The sequence below is a fragment of the Sodalis sp. RH21 genome, from assembly GCF_047324175.1.
Classification (GTDB): domain Bacteria; phylum Pseudomonadota; class Gammaproteobacteria; order Enterobacterales; family Enterobacteriaceae; genus Acerihabitans.
Map to the genome: position 1 here is coordinate 3,294,993 of NZ_CP178732.1, position 20,166 is coordinate 3,315,158.

Genomic DNA, 20,166 nt, shown 5'->3' on the forward strand with positions numbered 1-20,166 from the left:
CATGCCGTGGAACCTCACAATATCTGCCGAGGTGAATTTGGCATGACCGGTAACAATCCATCTCTTCATGGTGAACCTGGATATGCTCAATGCCGTCACCGCTTTTATTGGCGCGCTGGATTGCCCCGGGTACGTCATTAATACCGTCCCCTGGATAGTCGTCAATGCACGTTATATCCCATGCGTTCAGACGCTGAACATAAAATTACTGGCTTTACTGCTCATTATCACGTCCTCCCTTACGTGTTCTGTGCAGACGTAAAGCCTAGACAACAAACCGCAACCTTCGTTATTTCTTCGACATGGCGGGGTAACGTTGACGCAACTGACCAAATATCTGCGCCATGTCCGCCGTTTCGCCGGTTATCTCTACAGCACGGAACACCTGGGTTTTTAAAAAATGCCGCCAGCTAATCGGCGCATCGGCCAAAAACACCGTCAGCAACTGATAGCGCGCCGGCGTCCACAGTTTTTCAAAAGCGCTACGGGCCGCGCCATGGTCGAAATGCCGCACCGGACTTTGCAGCATGCTGGCACGCAAATCGGCCGTAACCGCGCGATCGATTTCATCTTCAACAATCACTACGCCATACTGACTGCGGGCCGCGTCACTGCTCACAAAACCGCAGCGCACATCGGTTAATACCGCCTGTGGATCGCGCTGTGCGGGCTGGCCGTAACCGCCCGCGCCGGGACCGCGCACTTCAACCACATCGCCCGGCTGGCATGTGATCACGTCGGTATTACCATGCTCTATCGCCTTGCCGTCGCGCAGGGTGCGAAAGTGCGACAGCGCGCCTGACCTGCCGCCGACCGTACCCGCCGAAGCGAATACCGATCGGTTACGGTTGCGTGCGGTGATGATCGTATCCGGTGAAAACACCTCAAACACCATTTCGGTTGCCAGTCCGCCGCGATATTTACCTGCACCCGCGCTGTCCTGCGCTAAGCCATAACGTCTGAAGCGAATCGGCACTTCTGCCTCGTTGATTTCGATCGGGGTATTTTTCAGAAACGCGGATAAGCCGCCAGACCCTTCCGGCCCGTCATGACGAGGCGTGCCGCCTGCTCCGCCGCCAACCGGTCCCAGCGACGCCACTATGCTGCGATCCTGTGCATCGCTGGTGCGTATGTTCATAATCGAATTACCGCCGGGAGAATTAGCAGGTAATCGATCCGGCATCGCCAGTGAAAATACGCCTACGGTGGCGATCTGCGATAGCGCACAGGTCAGCGAGCGCATACCCACTGCCGCTGGCGCTTCACAATTCATCACCGTGCCTGCCGGCAAAATCGCACGTGTCGGACGCAACGTTCCGGCATTGAGCAGCAGGTTACGATCCAGCGTGGAGAGCACATAGGTTACGCCGACCAGCGCCAGCGGATGCCGCTCGCGCCCGCCAGTCGGCATGTTAAGTGATGAGCTCAGTTGCGGATCGCTGCCGGTATAATCGAGTTCAAGCGTATCGCCCTGCACACGCAGCGTAATCGCCACGCGACACGGATAACCTCCTTCGCCATCTTCATCGGCGTAATCGGCATAGAAATATTCGCCATCCGGAATCGTCGCGATGATGCTGCGCGCCTGGCGTTCGGCGTAATCCAGAATGCCTTCGATGCCTTGCAAAAAGTCCTCCACACCGAATCGGGCAATGATGTCGTGAATTTTGCGCTCGCCGATATTGACTGACGCGATCTGCGCTTTGAAGTCACCCCAGTTTTGCTCCGGCACGCGCACGTTAAGGCGCATAATGCGCGCAATGTCTTCATTTAATTCGCCGTTGCGCATGATTTTCAGCGGCGGAATGCGGATACCTTCCTGCGCAATATCGGTGAGCGATCGCGACAGCGACGCCGGAACCGCGCCGCCAACGTCAGTATTATGAATATGTCCCACCACAAAGCAGACGATTTCGCCATGGTAGAAAACCGGCTTCCAGATATGGGTATCGGGTGAATGGGTTGCAACGTTGCCCGCATAAGAATCATTGGTAATGCATATGTCGCCTTCATGGTAGTCGTCGATCAACGCCAGCACCGGCGCATAGTCGATACCGCTATACCAGGGCGCGCCAAAGCTGCGCGGCGAGGCAAAGGCCAGGCCGTCACGACTGACAATCTGGCAGGAGAAATCTTCGGTCTCTTTAACGAAAGTCGAGTGCGCGGTGCGCATGAGGGTAAACGCCATCGCGTCGGCGGCGGCCGCGCAGTAATTGGCGAGAACCTGTAAGTTACGTCCGTCAATTGCCATCTTATGCCTCCAGCGCCGTGATCAGCAGATTGCCAAATAGATCCACATTTACCTTCATCTGCGGCGGCACGCAGGTAGTGCAATCATCCTGCGCGATAATCACCGGGCCGTTGAGCTGATGTCCGGCGAACAGCGTGTTACGTAACACCACATCCACCTGATGAAATGCGCCGTCCATCCACGCCTGGACCCGCTTCACCGGCTTAACCGGTCCACTGGCGGGGGCTAAACGATTAAGCGTCGGTTTAGGCGTGGGCGAGGAGATGACCAAACGCAGATTGATCAGTTGAACAGGGGCAGCACCATCGCCATGACCAAACATCTGCTGGTGCTGTTGATCAAAAGCACGGTGTAACGCGGTAACGTCAGCCTGCATCAGCCATTCCGGCTCCAACGCGACCTCGATCTCAAATGACTGCCCGCGATAGCGCATATCGGCGCTGAATTGGAGGCTGAAAGGCATATCCTTGCCGTGCTCCTGTGCCAGCCAGTCGCGCGCGCGCTGGCTTAACGTTTCGGCTTCGGTGGCCAGCTGAGCGGCGAGTTGCTTATCAAGGTCGCTATACAGCGTACGGATAAAATCGTTGCGAATATCCGCCACTAGCCCACCGAGCGCAGAAAGCACTCCAGGCGTCGGCGGCACGATAATCCCCTTCATGTTCAGCTCCCGCGCCAGAAAACAGCCCATCATCGGCCCGGCGCCGCCAAAGGCGAGGAACCAGAATTCCCGCGGGTCCAGACCAAAGCGCGACAGCAAACCGCTGGTATCACCATACATGCTGGAAACGGCGAGTTCGATTGCCGTTTCTGCGGCCTCTTCGATGGAAATATTCAAGGTATCGGCCAACGGTTGCCAGGCGGCACGCGCGGCGGGTACATCGACCTTAACTGCGTTATAGCCAAGATCGCCATGTCCGATCATGCCGCAAACCGCAAAGGCATCGGTCGCGGTTGGCTGACTACCGCCGCGTTGAAAACAGACCGGCCCTGGCAACGAACCGGCACTCTCTGGACCCATTTGCATTACGCCCTGTCCGTCAATCCATGCCAGCGATCCGCCGCCCTGTCCCACCGATGTCACCGCGACCGACGGGATATAAATGGGAAAATCGCCGATGATTTCGCCATTGCCCTGCGCCACCTGGCCGTCAATGATTACCGCCACGTCGGCGCTGGTGCCACCAATATCCAGGCTGAGAATGTTATCGAAACCGCAGGCGCCGGCGAGATAACTCGCGCCAATCACCCCCGATGCCGTGCCGGACAAAATCATCTGCACGCATTCACGCTTAGCCTGTTCAACGCCCATCACGCCACCGTTGGATTTGGTAATACGCGGCGGCGGCGTTACGCCCAGGGTATGCAAGGCGTTTTCAAATGATTCAAGATAATGAATCGCCATCGGCTGCACGTAAGCATTGATAGTGGCGGTAATGGTGCGTTCATACTCACGAATAATCGGCCAAATATCGGCAGAACAGGAGGTCAGTAATTCAGGCGAGACCTCCTCAATGATAGCTTTTACCGCCGCTTCATTATGGGGATTGCGGTAGCTGTGCAGCAACGACACGACAATACCCTGACATCCGGCAGCGCGTGCTTTGTTAATCGCGTTAAGCACGCTTTGCCGATCGACCGGTTGCAATACATTGCCGTCGCGGTCGGTGCGTTCACTAACGGCAAATACCCGGTCGCGCGTGATTAACGGCGTTGGGCGGCGTGAAAACAGATCGTGAATATGTGGAATTTTGAGGCGTGCCAGTTCCAGCACATCACAAAATCCCTCGGTGGCAAACAGCGCCAGCCGCACGCCTTTACGCTGAATCACCGCGTTGATGCCGACCGTGGTGCCGTGGGTAAAGTAACCCACTTCACCGGGCTGAATGTTGTCGCGCTGCTGAAACTGCGCCAGACCGGTAAGAATTTCACTGCCCGGTCGATCCGGGCGCGATAAGACTTTCAACGTATGAAGCTGGTTGGTTTGCTGATCTAACACGGCAAAATCAGTGAACGATCCGCCGATATCCACGCCAACACGGTAACGCATGTCGAGGTAACTCCAGGGTCAGGAGAGAGGAAATTCCATCAGCTTGTGCGGTTCTTTCACCACGCACCAGCCGAGTCGCTGGTAAACCTGATGGGCATCATTAGTAGAAAGCATCCAGCGATGAACGCTGTTTAATTCCTTATGCTCGCGAACGCAGGTTGCAAGCCAGCTACCCAATCCATGGCCGCGCCAGTTTTCATCAATCATGACATCACACAGCCAGCCGAAGCGGGTGTAATCGGTGATCAACCGGGCAAAACCAATTTGCGCATGCTGGTGATAAAGGCCAAACGGCAGCGAGCCGGCAATGGCCCGTTCGGTTTTCTGGCGTGGCTGGCCCTTAGCCCAATATGAGCGTTCCGAAAGCTGGTAATGAATCCAATCAAGATCGAGGCGCTGACGTTCGGTGGAAATAGTGAAGTCATCACGCTGCCACTCATGATCGGCGATGCGTAAAACTGTCATGGCAACTCCTTGTAACAGGTAGGATTAGTGTAAAAGCGTTGATGCAGACAGCACGGCTGAAGCGGCCGCTTGAACCATTAGAATAAAGGGAATTTGCGTCTGGGAAGAAATTTTATGCTGCGGGGGATCGGAAGCGCGGACAGAAGCGGGTTCACTCTAACCTTCGTCGGGAGGCGGCCGGTGAAGGTCAGCGTGAGGGCGGAAAGTTATATCCCAAGCTCAACAGAATTATGTTTAGCAATCAACGATCGCAACGGCACGCTACTCTTCATAATCGGTGATTTAATCACGATGTAACTGAAATATTTATCGATACCGATCTGGGCATCAAGCAACTTCTCAATCACTTCCTGATAATGTTCAATGCTGCGGGTAATAAAACGCAGCAAATAATCGTAACCACCGGTAATCAGATGGCATTCCATCAGCTCATCCACCTCCCGAATTGCGTTTTCAAACTTAATGAAATCTTCGCGTCGATGGCCCGACAAGGTAACCTCGGTAAATACCGTGACGGAATTGGTGATCTTGGTCAGGTTGATGTGGGCTTCATAGCCGGTGATAAACCCCGCTTGCTCCAGTCGCTTAACCCGCTGCAGGCAGGGGCTGGGCGATAATCCTACGGCGTCTGCGAGATTAACATTGCTGATACGGCCATCTTTCTGGAGTTGCACCAGGATATTGATGTCGATGCGATCGAGTTTCATTAAGCCGTTCATAGCACCCCTCATTGTTGAGCAACCGTGCAGGATATCCCGGATGTATACCCTTGTATTTTATATCGTAACGGCGTCGGCCAGGGTTGCCCGCCGCGGTCAGTGGGCAGAGCTTGCCCGCGAGATTCACAATCTTGCCGCCTTACTGCAACATAAATTATCTTGGGTATAACATATTTCAAGGTCACTGCGCCAGCCTGACGCAGCAGTTCCACCAGTGGGATACTTTCAATTTATTCAAGCAATATCAATGAGGAAACGGCCGTTAACCGAGCCGTCCCGTGGCGCGCGCCAGCGCGATATCAAAGATATGCAGCGCCTCTTCCAACTGTGAATCCGTTGTTACCAGCGGCGCAAGAAAACGTACCGTATTGCGATGCAGGCCACACTTAATCAGCAGCAGACCTTCCTGACAGGCGCAATCGAGAATTTTTTGCGTTAGCGCCGCATCCGGGCGACCCGTCTCGAAATCGTGTATTTCTACAGCCTGCATAAAACCCACGCCACGCACATCGCTGATGCAGGGGTATTTTTCGGCCAGTTGGCGCAGCCGGGCATTAAGCTGTTCACCAAGCTGATGAGATCGCGCCAGCAGATTGTCATTTTCCAACAGGTCCAGCACGGCCAGCGCCGCGGCGCAGGCCAACGCATTGCCGCCATAGGTACCGCCTAATCCGCCGGGCGCCGGCGCGTCCATGATTACCGCTTTGCCTACCACGCCGGAGATCGGCAAACCACCGCCCAGGCTTTTCGCCACCGTGACCAGATCGGGTTTGATACCGAGATGTTCAAATGCAAACATTTTGCCGGTGCGACCAAAACCGGTTTGCACTTCATCGCAAATTAACAGAATACCGTACTGCTCGGTGATGCGACGCAGCGCCTGCATAAAGGCGCTGCCGGCTGGCAGGAAACCGCCATCGCCCTGCACCGGCTCGATGATAATTGCCGCCACGCGCTCAGGCACAATCTGTACCGCGAACAGTTGATCCAGCGCTTTAAGACAATCCACTTCGCTTATGCCATGCAGCGGATTAGGGAATGGTAGACGATAAATCTCCCCAGGAAACGGGCCAAAGTTCTGTTTGTACGGCGCGCTCATGCCGGTCAGGGTAACACCCAATAAGGTACGACCATGGAATGCCCCGTCAAAGGCGATAATGCCGGGGCGTTGCGTATGTGCGCGGGCAATTTTCACCGCGTTTTCAACCGCTTCAGCGCCGCTGGTAAAGAACACGCTTTTGTACGCCTCATCGCCGCCGATCAGTTGATTAAGACGTTGCGCCAGTTCGATATAACCAGGATAGGCGACTACCTGAAAACAGGCATGTGAGACCAGACCGAGCTGGCGCGTCACCGCGTTAACCACCGCCGGGTGATTATGGCCTACATTGAGCACGCCAATACCGCCGACGAAATCGAGATATCGATTGCCTTCCACATCCCACACTTCACTGCCCTTTGCGCGCTCAATCACCAACGGATGCGCGGTCAGCACGCCACGCGGCACGTTCTGCTCACGCGTATTCAGTAATATTGCATTATCAAAATATGTTTGCTGTTCTGCCATGTCATTCTGCATTTTCAACCCTCATCCACGTAACGTTCGATTGGCTCAATTATCGCAAGCTGTCGGTTTCTCACGCTGCCGTAATGGCGCGGGCAGCGGCATTTTCTGTTTACATCCCGCTGCAATCAGCAGGGAAATTTTTCACCCAGCGCCTGACGAACCAGCGCGGCAAACGCATTGACGCCATGGGGGATCAGCGCATCATTGAAATCATAAGCGCAATGGTGAAGCGGCTTGCTGGGCGCACTGCCCAACCACAGATAGGCCCCGGCCCTGGCCTGCAGCATAAAAGCAAAATCTTCGGAGGTCAGCGCCGGTTGGCGAGCGATCCCGGCCTTAAAACCGGCCTGTTTTAAGGCGTTCAGCGCGAAGTGAGCTTCGGCTTCACTGTTTACCGTAGCCGGGTAATAGCGCAGATAACTCACCTCGACCTCAAGTCCATGTGCCGCCGTAACGTGCTTTGCCGTGTGACGCAACCGTGATTCGAGCACATCCTGCGCCGCCGGGCTAAAGGTGCGCACCGTGCCGGTAATACTGGCCTCGGCCGGGATCATGTTGTGGGAAAAACCGCCCTGTATCCGCGTCACCGTGAGTAAGCCCGGTTCGCAGGGATCGAGCGCGCGCGCCACCAGCGTATTTAGCTGTACCACCAGCTCACTGGCCGCTAACAAAGTATCGCGAGTGAGATGGGGTTGCGCGGCATGACCGCCGCCGCCTTTCACCGTGATGTCGAAGCGATCGGCCGCCGCCATGATGGCCCCCGGACGCGTTTGCACCTCACCGAGCGGCAGTTCGGGCCAGTTATGGATGGCGTAGATCGCCTCGCAGGGAAAACGGCTGAACAGCGCATCGTCAATCATCGCTTTGGCGCCCGCCAGCCCTTCTTCAGCAGGCTGGAAAATAAAACAGACGCTGCCATCAAAGTCCGTGTGCCGCGCCAATTGTTCCGCCGCGCCTAACAACATCACGGTATGACCATCGTGCCCGCAGGCATGGCACACGCCTTCAACGCGGCTTTTCCAGGCTGTGGTGCCGTTGTCCTGCATCGGCAGCGCATCCATGTCGGCGCGCAGGCCGATCATGCGATCGCTTTGCCCTTTCTTTAATATGCCCACCACGCCGGTTTTACCGATGCCCCGATGAACTTCGATGTCGAGTTGCTGGAGAAACTGCGCCACAATATCGCTGGTGCGCTGTTCCTGATAACCCAATTCAGGATGGGCATGCAGATCGCGGCGCAGCGCGATTAGCCGTTCTCTGTCCGTATCAACATTCATCTCAGTAGCCTCGCGAGCGATCAATCAAGCCCGGCATTGGCTCACCGCGCTGATAGCGGCGCAGGTTAGCCAGCAATGCCGCAATGGCGCTTTCGTTTTGCGTTTGACTGGCAATATGCGGCGTGAGCCAGATTGCCGGATGCGACCAAAAAGGGTGTCCCTCCGGCAGCGGTTCCGGATCGGTGACATCAATTATCGCTGCGCGCAGGTGCCCGCTTTCCAGCGCGGCCAGTAAATCGTTGTGGTTAAGCTGTGGCCCGCGTCCGGCCTGCACCAGCCCTGCGCCGTAGGGCAACTGGCGGAACAGCTCGCCGTTGAGCAGGCCTTTGGTCGCTGACGTCAACGGCAGCAGACAGACCAGAATGTCGCTGTGCGCCAGAAAATCAGCCAGACGCGCCTCACCGTGCCAGCAGCGCACGCCAGCAAGTTCGCGCGGAGTGCGACTCCAGCCCGCGCAATCGAAGCCCATCGCCACCAGCTGTTTCAGCGCGGCCTGACCAAGCTCGCCCAACCCCATAACGCCGACCCGGCGCTGGGAGGCAGGTATCGCATTGTGCGCGAGCCATAGCTGGTCACGCTGCTGTTGAAAATAGCGCGGCATATCGCGATGCAGCCCCATCACCGCAAAGGTGATGTATTCAACCATGCCTTGTGTCAGCCCTGGCTCAATCATTCGCACCACCGGTAAATTGTCCGGTAAGGTGGAGAGATCAAACCGATCGGCGCCGGCGCCTACCGAGAACAGCACCTTAAGCCGGGGAAATATGGCAGCGATATTTTCTGGCGGCTGCCACGCCACCAGCACCTCTACCTGTTCAGACTCGCCAGTATCAGGCCAAATATGCAGTTGGATATCCGGCGCGTGCTGTGCCAGCCAGCGCTGCCAGATCAGGCCGCGCCCGGGTTCCGATTTATAGACGATATGCATCAGGCCATCGCCTGTGTCATTACCCCAAACGCCTGCATATTCTGAGGCGTCCAAAGCGTGCCGCGCACCATAGTGGTCGGCGCATCCACCAATTCCAACCCCAGCGATATCAGCCACTCTGCCAGCGGCAATGCACCATCGGTGTCGATACGAATAAACTCGCCGTTCAGGCCCTGCATCAGTGCCGCGATTAACGCTTGCGCAATCGGCAACGCATCGGCGATTACTGGACCGATCGCCAGTCCATGACCAAAACGTCGCAGGCTGGCGAAGCCGTGCAGGCGCTGCTGCGCATCTTCCAGCACAATGGTGTGGTTATCGGCAATCAGATGCTTCATCAGTTCGGGACGCAGCATGCCGTGCGCCTGCTGATCTAACCTCACCAGGGTGGCGCGATCGTCCTCAGTGGCGCGCCGTAACCGCATGTGCGCTGGAATCATGGCGTTGGGCGCCATCGCCAGCGCCCGGGTTTGATGTTGCCGAATGCTGCCGCAGCTGACAAAACCCAGTTTTTCATAGAGCCCTTTGCCCATCTCCGTCGCGTGCAGCCTCACGTTGTATTCGGGGACTTTTTCCAGCAACGCCAGCATCAACTGTTTACCCAGGCCTCGCCCCTGCTGCTGGTTGTCGACAATCACCAGGCCGATAGTGGCGGCCTTGTCACCCCAGCGCCAGAGCATCGCACTGCCAATCAATTTGCCTTGTTCTTCAATCACGACACCTTCACCAAGCCGCCGTGCGATTCGCCAGTCTTCATGGCGGTGCGGCCACTTCAGCCGTTGCGTCATGGTGAAACAGCTTTCAAGATCGGCCGCTGTCATCGGGCGTATGATCATAGTCATATTTGTCTCCTTACATCATGCCAGGGGTATCTAAGCCGCTGCCGTCAACCAGGCGGCTGTAGCGATACGGCGCGGGATCAATGATAGGTGTGGTTTCAGTGGCGAGATCGGCCGCCAGGCGACCGGCGCCCGGCCCAATGCCAAATCCGTGGGCACTATAGCCTGCCGACAACACCAGTCCCGGTAGTTTCGCCACGGTTGAAATGACCGGAATCGCATCGGGTGTGTTGTCGATCATCCCGCCCCAAGACTGCGCCAGTTTGAGATTGGCCAGCGCCGGATACTCTTTGCGCATCGCCGCCAGTCCTTCCTGCACAATGCCCGCGTCGGCAGCGGGATCGAGAATGCGTATGCGTTCAAAGGGCGATTGCGCATCAAATTCCCAGCGCCCCATCGCTTCCGGCCCGTCGAAAAATGGCCTGAATCCAAGATTCAGTTTGAGATTGGCACGGCGACTTTTGAAGGTTGGATAAAACTGGCGCGCATAGCGCAGTCCCTGGGCGCCCGGCTCCAGCCGTCCGCGCCCGGAAACCGATACGGTGTAGCTGCCGTCCAGCTGCGGGCGGCAGGCGAAGCCCGGGGTATAGAGCGGCATGCCGATGGCTTGTTCAATCGGTTGGGTACGAAAAGCGGTACCAATCACGTTGCCCAGCGGCAGATCGATACCGTGGCGGCGACAGAACATTGACGTCCAGGCCCCGGCGGCGCAAATTACCCGGTCGGTCTTTATCAATCCGCGCTCGGTCCAGACGCCGCTGACTCGCCCGGCGGCAATGTCCAGCCCGCGCACCGCGCACTGTTGAAATACCTGTGCGCCGAGACGCTGCGCGCTGATGACCAGGCCAGGCGCGGCTAAACGCGGCTCAGCGTGTCCATCGGTCGGTGACGAGACGCCGCCGAGCCACGCGGTGGTACTACCGGGCGTCATCGCCTTGGCCTGTTCAGCGCTTAACATGTCGCTGCGCACGCCATAATTTTTCGCCATCTGACCCCACTTTTCCCATGCGGCGATATCGGTTTCATTGCGCGTGGCGTAAACCAGCCCGCTGCGGCGAAAGCCGAGTTCTTCACCGGTTTCCTGGTTTAATTCTCCCCAGCGCTGGAGTGCGAAGATAATCAGCGGCAACTCACGCTCGTCACGGTTTTGCTGACGACACCAGCCCCAGTTGCGGCTGGACTGTTCTGCGCCCACTAATCCTTTTTCAATTAACACCACGTTTAAACCCTGCTTCGCCAGTTCATAGGTGGCGGCAGAGCCGGCAATCCCGGCGCCGATTATCACCACATCCGCGGCGGCGGGGAAATTTGCACTGTCCTGGACATATCGAATCGGTGCAGGCATAGCGTTGAAACCTCTTTTTGTTTGTTGGGCGCGATAGCGCGCTATTCTGCTTTCAACATCTCTTCGTGCTCATCGAGCCAGCCCTGCCGCAGTTCCGGTACGGCGCGCTTCAGGCGCTCGAAATAGAGCTCGCTGGTGGGCTTGTCGTAATCATCACGCGACAGTTGCGTCACAATGCGGCCACTTTTCATCACCACAATCTCATCACATACGGCGCGCACCGCGTGCATATCGTGGCTAATAAACAATACCGATAATCGCAGTTCGCGCCGCAGTTCGCTGATTAAATCCAGCACCGCCGCCGCGACCACCGTATCCAGTGCCGATGTCACCTCATCACATAAGATCAAAACCGGATCAGCCGCCAGCGCGCGCGCCAGGTTAACACGCTGTTTTTGCCCGCCCGAAAGCGCCCAGGGACGACGCCACAATACGCTGCGCGGCAGTTTCACCAGGTCAAGCAACTGATACAAACGCTGTTGACGCGCCGCGCCGCTCAGGCCGTGAAACAGCGTCAGCGGGCGCGATAAAATACGCTCAACGCTGTGCGCCGGGTTCAGCGCGGTGTCCGCCATCTGAAATACATACTGAATACGGCGCAGCTCATCATCAGAGCGCTTGTGCATGTCGCCATCAATGTAGTGTCCGTTAAACAGCATGTGGCCGTGGCTTGGCGCGTTCAGACCGGCAATCGCATGCGCAAGCGTAGTTTTACCCGAGCCTGACTCCCCGATAATGCCGATCGCCTGACCTTTCCAGAGTTTGAGATTGATATCTTCAAGGATGCGAATTTTCGGCTGTCCGTCGCTACCGCGTGGGCCGTAGCCTGCCGCCAAATCGCGGATCTCCAGCAACGGGTGAATATCTGCGGCTGCCGGACACCAGTTACTTGGCCGTTCCCTCTGCTGCGCCGCATCCATCAATAAGCGGGTATATTCCGCCTGCGGCGCGCCGATCAGCTGTGCGGTGCTGCCATACTCGGCAATCTGCCCACGCAGCAAGACCAGAATGCGATCGGCCATCTGCGCCACCACCGCCAAATCGTGACTGACATAAATTGCCGTGACGCCGCGCTGTGCAACGACGCGTCGAAAAGCTTTCAGTACTTCAACCTGAGTGGTCACATCCAAAGCGGTAGTGGGCTCATCCAGAATAACCACCTCCGGGTCGCCAATGAGCGCCATCGCCGTCATCAAGCGTTGCAGCTGGCCGCCAGAAACCTGATGCGGAAAACGATCGCCGATGGTGTCAGGATTTGGCAATGTCAGTTCGCGAAACAGGCCAATCGCTTTCGTTTTCGCCGCTTTTCTCGTCATGGTGCCGTGAATCACCACTGGCTCGATAACCTGATCCAGAATCTTCATCCCGGGATTGAACGAGGCGGCGGCGCTCTGCGCAATGTAGGAGACCTTGTTACCGCGAAACGCGCGTAGCTGGCCCGGAGTAAGGCTGTTGACATCGGTTCCCGCGACGTGAATATTGCCTTCGGCGATGCGGCATCCGCTACGTGCATAGCCCATCAGCGCCATCGCGATGGTGGTTTTACCCGAGCCGGATTCACCTATTAACGCCAGCACTTCCCCCTTTTGCACTGTAAAGCGAATATCTGAAACCAGATCGATCGCTTCGCCTTTATCGGTCTGCGCGGTAACGCGCAGCTTGTCGACTGAAATCACCGGCATAGCAGTATGTGGGGTCACGTTCATGCGCCCTCCTTCGCCAGCGCCATCGGACGCATCGCTTGCAGACTGTCGATAAACAGGTTGGCGCCAATGGTCAGGCTGGCAATCGCTAAGGCAGGCATCAGCACCGCTGGCGAGCCATCAAATAGGCCCTGAATGTTTTCACGCACCAGCGTTCCCCAGTCGGCATAGGGCGGCTGTACGCCGAGGCCGAGGAAACTCAAACCGCTCAGCAGCAGCACAATGTAGACAAAACGCAGGCCGAAATCGGTAACCATCGGATGCACCATATTGGGTAAAATATCGTGGATCGCCACATACCAGCGGCTTTCGCCGCGTAACCGCGAGGCGCGGACATAATCCATACTGCGCAGGCTGCTGGCCATGGAGAAGGCGATGCGAAATGCCCCTGGCCAATAGGTAAATACCGCGGTCAGGATCAGCATCGGCAGCGAGGAGCCAAACACCGCGACGATCATCAGCGACAACACTTTGCCTGGCAGCACCAGCAGGGCATCGTTAACGCGACCGAGAATTTCTTCCAGCCAGCGTCCAGCCACAGCGGCCAACAGAGCCAGCAAGGTGCCAATCAGACTCGCCAGCAAGGCGGCGCTTAATGCCAGCCCAATAGAAAATTTGGCGCCATACAGAATGCGGCTCATCATATCGCGCCCGAGATAATCGGTGCCGAGCATGTTGTCGCCGGTGAAGCCGCCCATCAGCGGACCGCCGCCGATATCATCAATGTTATGCGGGGCGAGTTGGTTACCGAAGATTGCCATCAGCAGCCAAAACAGCGACATCGACAAGCCCAGTCGGCCAGAGTTCGGCAGCGACTGAAAGAAACGCCAGGGAAGTAGCAAGCTGTTCATTGGCTCCTCCATTTCGGGTTAAAGGCGATGGTCAGAACGTCAGCCGCCAGCAGCAGCACCAGATAACAGGCGGCGAACAGCATCACGCAGAGTTGCACTACCGGCAGATCGCGGTTGCTGACCGCATCCACCAGCTGACTGGCGAGACCGGGATAGCTGAAGATGGTCTCGATAATGATTACCCCGCCAAACAGATAGGAGAGGCTGAGTGAAATGGCATTGGCAATCGGCCCCACTGCGTTGGGTAACGCGTGGCGAAGCACCGCGCGCAGCGGCGAGACGCCTTTCAGCAACGCCATTTCCAGATAGGGACTGTCGAGTTGGTTAATAATGGCGGCACGCGTCATGCGCGCCATTTGCGCCACCAGCACACAGCACAGCGTTAATACCGGCAGCGCGTAGGATTTGAGATAGCTTCCCAAATCCATATTGGGGCTGCCAAACGACATCGCCGACACCCAATGCAGTTTCACTGCAAAGATCAGCACGGCCACCGTTGCCACCAGGAATTCCGGTACCGCTACGGTCGCCATTGTGCCGATTACCAGCGCCCGGTCCAGCCTGGAGCCACGATTCATTGCCGCCATGATGCCGATGAACAACGCCAGCGGCACACAGATAAGCGTAGTGATCGCCGCCAGTTCAAAGGTGGCGGGAATACGCTGCGCCACCAGTTGCGAAACCGGCAGATGGCTGGCAAATGACGTGCCGAAATCACCCTGCAGCATGCCGCCCAGCCAGTTGAAATAGCGCATCGGCAGGGGCTGGTCTAAGCCCAGTTGCCGGCGCAGCGCCGCTACCGTTTCCGGCGTGGCGTTTTGCCCCAGAACCATTTGCGCCGCATCGCCCGGCAGCAGACTGGTGATAAAGAACACCACCGCCGAGACGATCAGTAAGGTCAGGATGCCCGCACCAACGCGTCGGGCAATCAGGAACATCATGTATCGGTTCATCGGCGTACTCCTTTTACGGGTAGCGGATCAGGCTGACAGCCAGGAGAATTCGTGAAAGCGATATCCCATCATCATCCCTGACGGCCAGGCCTCAAGCCCTTTTACTTTCTTGCTGAAGCCGTCGGTGGAGCTGATGAAGGTGGGAATGATGGTGCCGCTGTGGTCATAAATCAGCGTCTGCATGTCGCCATACATCTGCTTGCGCTTCGCCTGGTCGCGTTCGCCGCGCGAGGCGACCACCAACTGGTCGAATTGATCGTTTTTCCAGCCAGACTCATTGTTTGGCGCGCTGGACAGGTAGAACTGTGAAAACAGCATATTCAGCGTTGGACGCGGATTTATCGACCCATAGCCGACCGGGTCTTTGGTCCAGTGGGTTGACCAGTAGCCGTCGTACGGCACGCGGCGCACGTTGAAGTTAATCCCGGCATTGCGCGAAACCTGCTGGATCAACTGGCCGCCTTCGTTTGCCCCTTCAATGTTGGGCGTGGTGATAATCTCAACGGTGGCGCCGGCCATCCCGGCTTTTTTGATGTGGAATTTCGCTTTTTCAACGTCGAGCGGGCGCGGTTTTAACTCAGCGTTGTAAAGCGGATGCCACGGAGGTACCGGCGTGTCGTTGCTCACGTCGCCGTAACCTTGCAGCACGGTTTTCACCAGCATTTCGCGCGGTTGCAGGTATTTCATCGCCAACACGAAATCCTCGTTGCTGCCTGGCTTCATGTCGGTGCGCACAATGAGGTTGGTATACATGCCGGACTTGCTTTCCAGAACGCCAAAATCGCTGGTGGCTTTGATACGTTTGCAATCGGCTGCGCTCAGCGTTGAAATGAGGTGCAGATCGCCGGACATCATGCCGTTGACGCGCGCGGCATTGTCGGTCACGCCCAGCAATTCGACTTCATCCAGATGCGGCAGGCCCGGTTTGTAGTAATTTGGATTGCGCGCGCCCACTGACCGGGTGCCCGGGGAAAACTCTTTGCAGATGAAAGGACCGGTGCCGATGCCTTTACTGAAATCTTTGGTGCCGTCCTGAACGATCAGGAACGCCGGGGTCGCCAGCATATAAGGCACGTCAAAGTTGGCGCTGCTTAACACCAATCGCACTTCGTTGTCATTAACCGCCGTGATGCTGTTGAACTGGTCCGCCAGCTTGAAAGCATTTGAGGCAACGGCCGGATCTTTATGACGCGCAAGGGAATAGACCACATCTTTGGCGGTAAGCGTTTTGCCGTCGTGGAAAGTGACGCCTTTACGCAACTTGATTTGCCAGGTCACGCCATCGCTGGAATCCAGCGATTCTGCCAGCGCCGGTTGCGCCGCAAGGTTTTTGTCCAGTTCAGTCAGGCCGCTGTAAAACATATACTGGCGCGTGTAATCCCCGCTGTTGTTGCCTTTCGCCGGGTCGAGCGTGTCGGTCGCAGAGGCATTTGACATCGCCGCGCGTATTTTACCGCCTTTCACTGGATTTTCAGCCGCGAAACCTATTTGAGGAAAACCGGTCAAACCGCTGCTCATCACCACACCGGCGGACAACAGTTTCATTAAACCGCGTCGGGAGATCGAACCCTCTGAGATCATCCGCGTCAGTGCCGGACTTATGGCGCCAGAATCTTTATCGTTAAATTTACTCATCGGTATACCCTCAATAAGCGTTCAATTAGCAATTCTCTGACTCGTTCAGGTGACGCGGCAGTCAATTAAGTAAGAGCAGCCAGCGCGCCTGCAGTCTGGAACAGGACGGGAATTCAGGAGAGCCGATCCTTAGCTTTGTAATACAGCCCGGCGAGGGGCAAAAACCACGGTTTGCCGTGATAACCAGGTAACGCGGGCCATGACTCGCGCTGCCAGGGATTGTGATTCGCTTTTTCGGCCAGCAGGTCCGCCATGACCCGCCCCATCCACACTGACATTTGGGTGCCGTGGCCGCTGTAACCCAGCGAATAAAACAGGCCGTCCTGTTCACCGGCGCGCGGCAGCCGATCGGCAGTCATATCGACCATGCCGCCCCAGCAATAGTCCACGCGTGCGTTGCATAGCTGCGGAAACAAAGAAACCAGCCCGTCGCGCAAAATTGCACCGCTGCGGGAATCGGAGGTGGGATTGCTGACGGCAAAGCGTGCGCGGCCGCCGAATACCAGTCGGCGATCGGCGGTGGTACGGAAATAGTTGCCGATATTCATTGAGGTCACATAGGTGCGATCCTGTGGCAACACCTGGCGCAACAGATCATCGCCCAGCACTTCTGTAACCACGATAAAGCTGCCGACTGGCACGATACGGCGCTGGAACCACGGAAACGGCCCTTCATTCGAACAGCCGGTCGCCATCAGCACTTTGTCAGCCAGGATCTCGCCCTGCGCGGTTTGCACCCGATGGCGATAGCCCTCCAGACGAACCAGGCCCGTGACGGCGTGGTGCGGATAAATTTTTGCGCCATGCCGCACGGCGGCATCTGCCAGACCGACACCGAATTTTCCCATGTGCATCTGACCGCCGCGCTTTTGTAACAGGCCGCCGTGAAAGGAGCCGCTGCCGACTTCACGATGGATTTCCTCTTTGCCCAGCAGTTCAATATCAGGATCGACGGTGCGGCGCATCAATTCCCAGGCATCACGTAATCCGGCAAAGTGCGATGCCTTACTGGCCAGTTTGATTTTGCCGCAGAAGCGAAAATCGCAGTCAATTTGCTCATCGCGCGTCAGCTGTTCGACGTAGCTCACTGCGTCATCATAGGCGCGATAGAAACGGCTGGCCCGCTCGATGCCCTGGCTCGCCACCAGCGACGCAAAGTTTTGCGCCACGCCGGTGTTGCAGTGACCGCCGTTGCGCGCTGAGGCCTGGCTCATCACATCGCCGCTTTCCAGCAGCACCACATTGATGCCGCTGCGAGCCAGATTAAGCGCAGCCGATACGCCGGTAAAACCGCCGCCGATCACGACCACATCCGCGTGCGATGGGAGTGGCTGTGTCGCGGTCCCGTGAAAGTCGGGCGCGGTGGCCTGCCAGAACGATTCGAGTTTCATCAGGCGTTCCTTAGAGTCCGACGATGCCAGGCAGGCCGCCAATATCTTTGATTTCGGTATATTCGTAAGACGGGTTGGCCGGATCGTGACCGCGGTTAACCCAGACTTTATGTTTAATGCCGAGATCGTAGGCGGTCATCAGGTCGTAACGTAGGCTGGAGGAGACGTGCAGAATCTCGTCCGGGCGGCAATCGAGCTTCTCCAGCATATATTCGAAGCCCTTCATCTGCGGCTTGTAGGCCCCAACCTCTTCGGCGGTGATCGCCATGTGAATCGGCGCGCCCAGACGTGGAATGTGATGCGCAACCAGGTCGTTCATCGAGTTAGTCAACAGCACCAGCGGAAACTCTTTTGCCACTGTCGCCAGCCCGGCGGGCACATCGGGATGCGGGCCCCAGGTAGCACAGTCGGTATAAATAAAGTCGCTGTCGGCTTTGTCCCATTTCACCCCCCATTTTCTGCACGTGCGCTGTAGCGCGTGGCTTATCACGTCGTAATAGGGTTTCCAGGCGCCAAGCACTTCATCCAGGCGGTAGCGAGCGAAATCGGTGGTAAAGGCGCTCATCGCTTCCGGCGCGACGCGATCGGTGAAACAACGCGATGCAGCCCCCGCCATATCAAAGAAAATCAGCGTGCCGTAGCAGTCGAACGTGATATATTTGGGTTTAAACAGTGCCATGAATCAACCTCGTCATTGTCAAATGTTCAGTTTAAAAATCGATTAGGACGCTCTTCTGGCGTTGACAGGCCTGAAATGCCTGACGCCCCAAATCTTTACCAATGCCGGAGCCGAGAAAGCCGCCGGTGGGGATGATGAAATCGCCGGAGCGGCCATATCGATTGATCCACACCGTGCCGGCCTCTATCGATCGCATCGCACGCAGCGCACGCGGCAGGCTCAGAGTGTGGACGCCCGCGCACAGGCCATAAATTTCATGGGCCGCCAGCGCCAGTCCCTGCTCTTCTTCATCAAATGTTTGTACCGTCAGCACCGGGCCAAAAATCTCCTGCCGCACCGCGGGATTGTCCTGCTCCACATGGCTTAACAAGGTGGGTTGCCAGAACCAGCCCTCCCCGGTGTCGGCAAAGCGTTCGCCTCCCGCTAATACCTCTGCGCCTTGCGCTTTTGCCGCGTCGATGACCGAACTGACTTTATTGCCCTGCCGCGCATCAATCAGCGGCGCATAGCGACTCTGTTCCTGCCAGGTGACGCCCGGCTTAACCTCGCGGCACAACGCGGCTAAACGTTCCACCAGCGGATCGGCAATGGTGCGCTGCACGATTAATCGCGTACCTGCGACACAAGCCTGACCGCCATTGGCGGTGAAACCGCGCAGTATGCGTTGCGCCAGCGCCTCAATATCGCCCGCATCGTCGAACACCAATTGCGGGCTTTTGCCACCTAATTCCAGCGTTACCGGTTTCATGCCGAACTGTGCGGCGTCGCTCATGATGCGTGCGCCGGTCAACGTCGAGCCGGTAAACGAGACTTTGCGCACTAGCGGATGTTGTACCAGAGCACGGCCAGTGACCGCGCCGCTGCCCTGAACGATATTCAGCACGCCCGCCGGCAAACCGGCTTGCACCGCCAGTTCCGCCATGCGCACGGTCGAGAATGGCGTCAGTTCAGATGGTTTAAGCACCACCGCATTGCCCGCCGCCAACGCCGGGCCGCATTTCCACGACGCCATCGACAACGGAAAATTCCACGGTGTTATCGCGCCAATCACCCCGTACGGTTCCGCGATCAGCATGCCTAAACTGCGTTCTTGGGTAGGAAACAGATCGCCGCTGTATTTGTCTGCACATTCGGCGTAGAAACGAACCGCTTCGGCGGTGAAAGGAATTTCGTGCCTTACCACATCGTGAATCGGGCGCGTAGAACCTAATGCTTCGAGCTGCGCCAGCAGGCTGTCTTGCTCAATCAGATCGGCCCAGCGACGCAACACCCGGCCGCGTTCACGCGGTGGGCGGCTTGACCAGCCGCTGGTTTTAAGCGCCTGATGCGCCACCATGACGGCGCAGTCCACATCCTCCGCCTGCGCGTCATTGAGCGTGGCGAAAACCTTGCCATCGGAGGGACGTCTCACTGCAAACGGCGCGCCCTGGGTCTTGACACACTGGCCGTCAATATAATGCCCAATCGGAATAAAAACTTTTTCAGGGTCGAAACTCAACATGGAAAATTCCTTATT

At 57.1% G+C, this 20,166-nt stretch carries 16 protein-coding genes; all 16 read right to left on the minus strand.

Annotated features, from left to right (window positions below; all coding sequences use genetic code 11):
- Positions 1–289: 289 nt before the first annotated feature.
- A complete protein-coding gene (locus ACL2XP_RS15105; protein ID WP_413733589.1) occupies positions 290–2,251 on the minus strand; it encodes a hydantoinase B/oxoprolinase family protein in 1,962 nt (653 codons plus the stop codon).
- A gap of 1 nt (position 2,252) precedes the next feature.
- Positions 2,253–4,298 (minus strand): hydantoinase/oxoprolinase family protein, encoded by a 2,046-nt coding sequence (locus tag ACL2XP_RS15110; protein ID WP_413733590.1) that lies wholly within the window; start codon positions 4,296–4,298, stop codon positions 2,253–2,255.
- An 18-nt stretch (positions 4,299–4,316) separates the two neighbouring features.
- On the minus strand, positions 4,317–4,763 hold the full coding sequence (locus ACL2XP_RS15115) for a GNAT family N-acetyltransferase (RefSeq protein ID WP_413733591.1): 447 nt from the start codon (positions 4,761–4,763) through the stop codon (positions 4,317–4,319).
- Between the two features lie 206 nt (positions 4,764–4,969).
- A complete protein-coding gene (locus ACL2XP_RS15120; RefSeq protein WP_413733592.1) occupies positions 4,970–5,482 on the minus strand; it encodes an Lrp/AsnC family transcriptional regulator in 513 nt (170 codons plus the stop codon).
- Between the two features lie 262 nt (positions 5,483–5,744).
- Entirely contained in the window at positions 5,745–7,061 is a 1,317-nt protein-coding gene (gabT, locus tag ACL2XP_RS15125; RefSeq protein ID WP_413733593.1) for a 4-aminobutyrate--2-oxoglutarate transaminase, read from the minus strand.
- Between the two features lie 113 nt (positions 7,062–7,174).
- On the minus strand, positions 7,175–8,326 hold the full coding sequence (locus ACL2XP_RS15130; protein ID WP_413733594.1) for a M20 aminoacylase family protein: 1,152 nt from the start codon (positions 8,324–8,326) through the stop codon (positions 7,175–7,177).
- Between the two features lies 1 nt (position 8,327).
- The gene (locus ACL2XP_RS15135; protein WP_413733595.1) at positions 8,328–9,254 is read right to left on the minus strand and encodes a 2-hydroxyacid dehydrogenase; all 927 of its coding nucleotides are present in this window, start codon (positions 9,252–9,254) and stop codon (positions 8,328–8,330) included.
- Positions 9,254–10,096: a GNAT family N-acetyltransferase gene (locus tag ACL2XP_RS15140; RefSeq protein WP_413733596.1), complete on the minus strand. Its 843-nt coding sequence runs from the start codon at positions 10,094–10,096 to the stop codon at positions 9,254–9,256. Before ACL2XP_RS15140 ends, ACL2XP_RS15135 begins: the two co-directional genes overlap by 1 nt.
- 10 nt (positions 10,097–10,106) lie before the next feature.
- Complete coding sequence (locus ACL2XP_RS15145; RefSeq protein WP_413733597.1) at positions 10,107–11,438, minus strand: NAD(P)/FAD-dependent oxidoreductase; 1,332 nt, start codon at positions 11,436–11,438, stop codon at positions 10,107–10,109.
- 41 nt (positions 11,439–11,479) lie between these two features.
- Positions 11,480–13,144, minus strand: coding sequence for an ABC transporter ATP-binding protein (locus ACL2XP_RS15150; protein ID WP_413733598.1), 1,665 nt, complete (start codon positions 13,142–13,144; stop codon positions 11,480–11,482).
- Positions 13,141–13,992, minus strand: a complete 852-nt coding sequence (locus ACL2XP_RS15155) for an ABC transporter permease (RefSeq protein WP_413733599.1) — start codon at positions 13,990–13,992, stop codon at positions 13,141–13,143. Before ACL2XP_RS15155 ends, ACL2XP_RS15150 begins: the two co-directional genes overlap by 4 nt.
- Positions 13,989–14,945: an ABC transporter permease gene (locus ACL2XP_RS15160; protein ID WP_413733600.1), complete on the minus strand. Its 957-nt coding sequence runs from the start codon at positions 14,943–14,945 to the stop codon at positions 13,989–13,991. Before ACL2XP_RS15160 ends, ACL2XP_RS15155 begins: the two co-directional genes overlap by 4 nt.
- Before the next feature lie 27 nt (positions 14,946–14,972).
- The gene (locus tag ACL2XP_RS15165) at positions 14,973–16,580 is read right to left on the minus strand and encodes an ABC transporter substrate-binding protein (protein WP_413733601.1); all 1,608 of its coding nucleotides are present in this window, start codon (positions 16,578–16,580) and stop codon (positions 14,973–14,975) included.
- 113 nt (positions 16,581–16,693) lie between these two features.
- On the minus strand, positions 16,694–17,971 hold the full coding sequence (locus ACL2XP_RS15170) for an NAD(P)/FAD-dependent oxidoreductase (RefSeq protein ID WP_413733602.1): 1,278 nt from the start codon (positions 17,969–17,971) through the stop codon (positions 16,694–16,696).
- A gap of 10 nt (positions 17,972–17,981) precedes the next feature.
- Positions 17,982–18,650 carry a haloacid dehalogenase type II gene (locus ACL2XP_RS15175; protein WP_413733603.1) on the minus strand — a complete coding sequence of 223 codons (669 nt, stop codon included), beginning with the start codon at positions 18,648–18,650 and terminating at the stop codon, positions 17,982–17,984.
- Between the two features lie 31 nt (positions 18,651–18,681).
- Positions 18,682–20,151 (minus strand): aldehyde dehydrogenase family protein, encoded by a 1,470-nt coding sequence (locus ACL2XP_RS15180; protein WP_413733604.1) that lies wholly within the window; start codon positions 20,149–20,151, stop codon positions 18,682–18,684.
- Positions 20,152–20,166 lie beyond the last annotated feature (15 nt).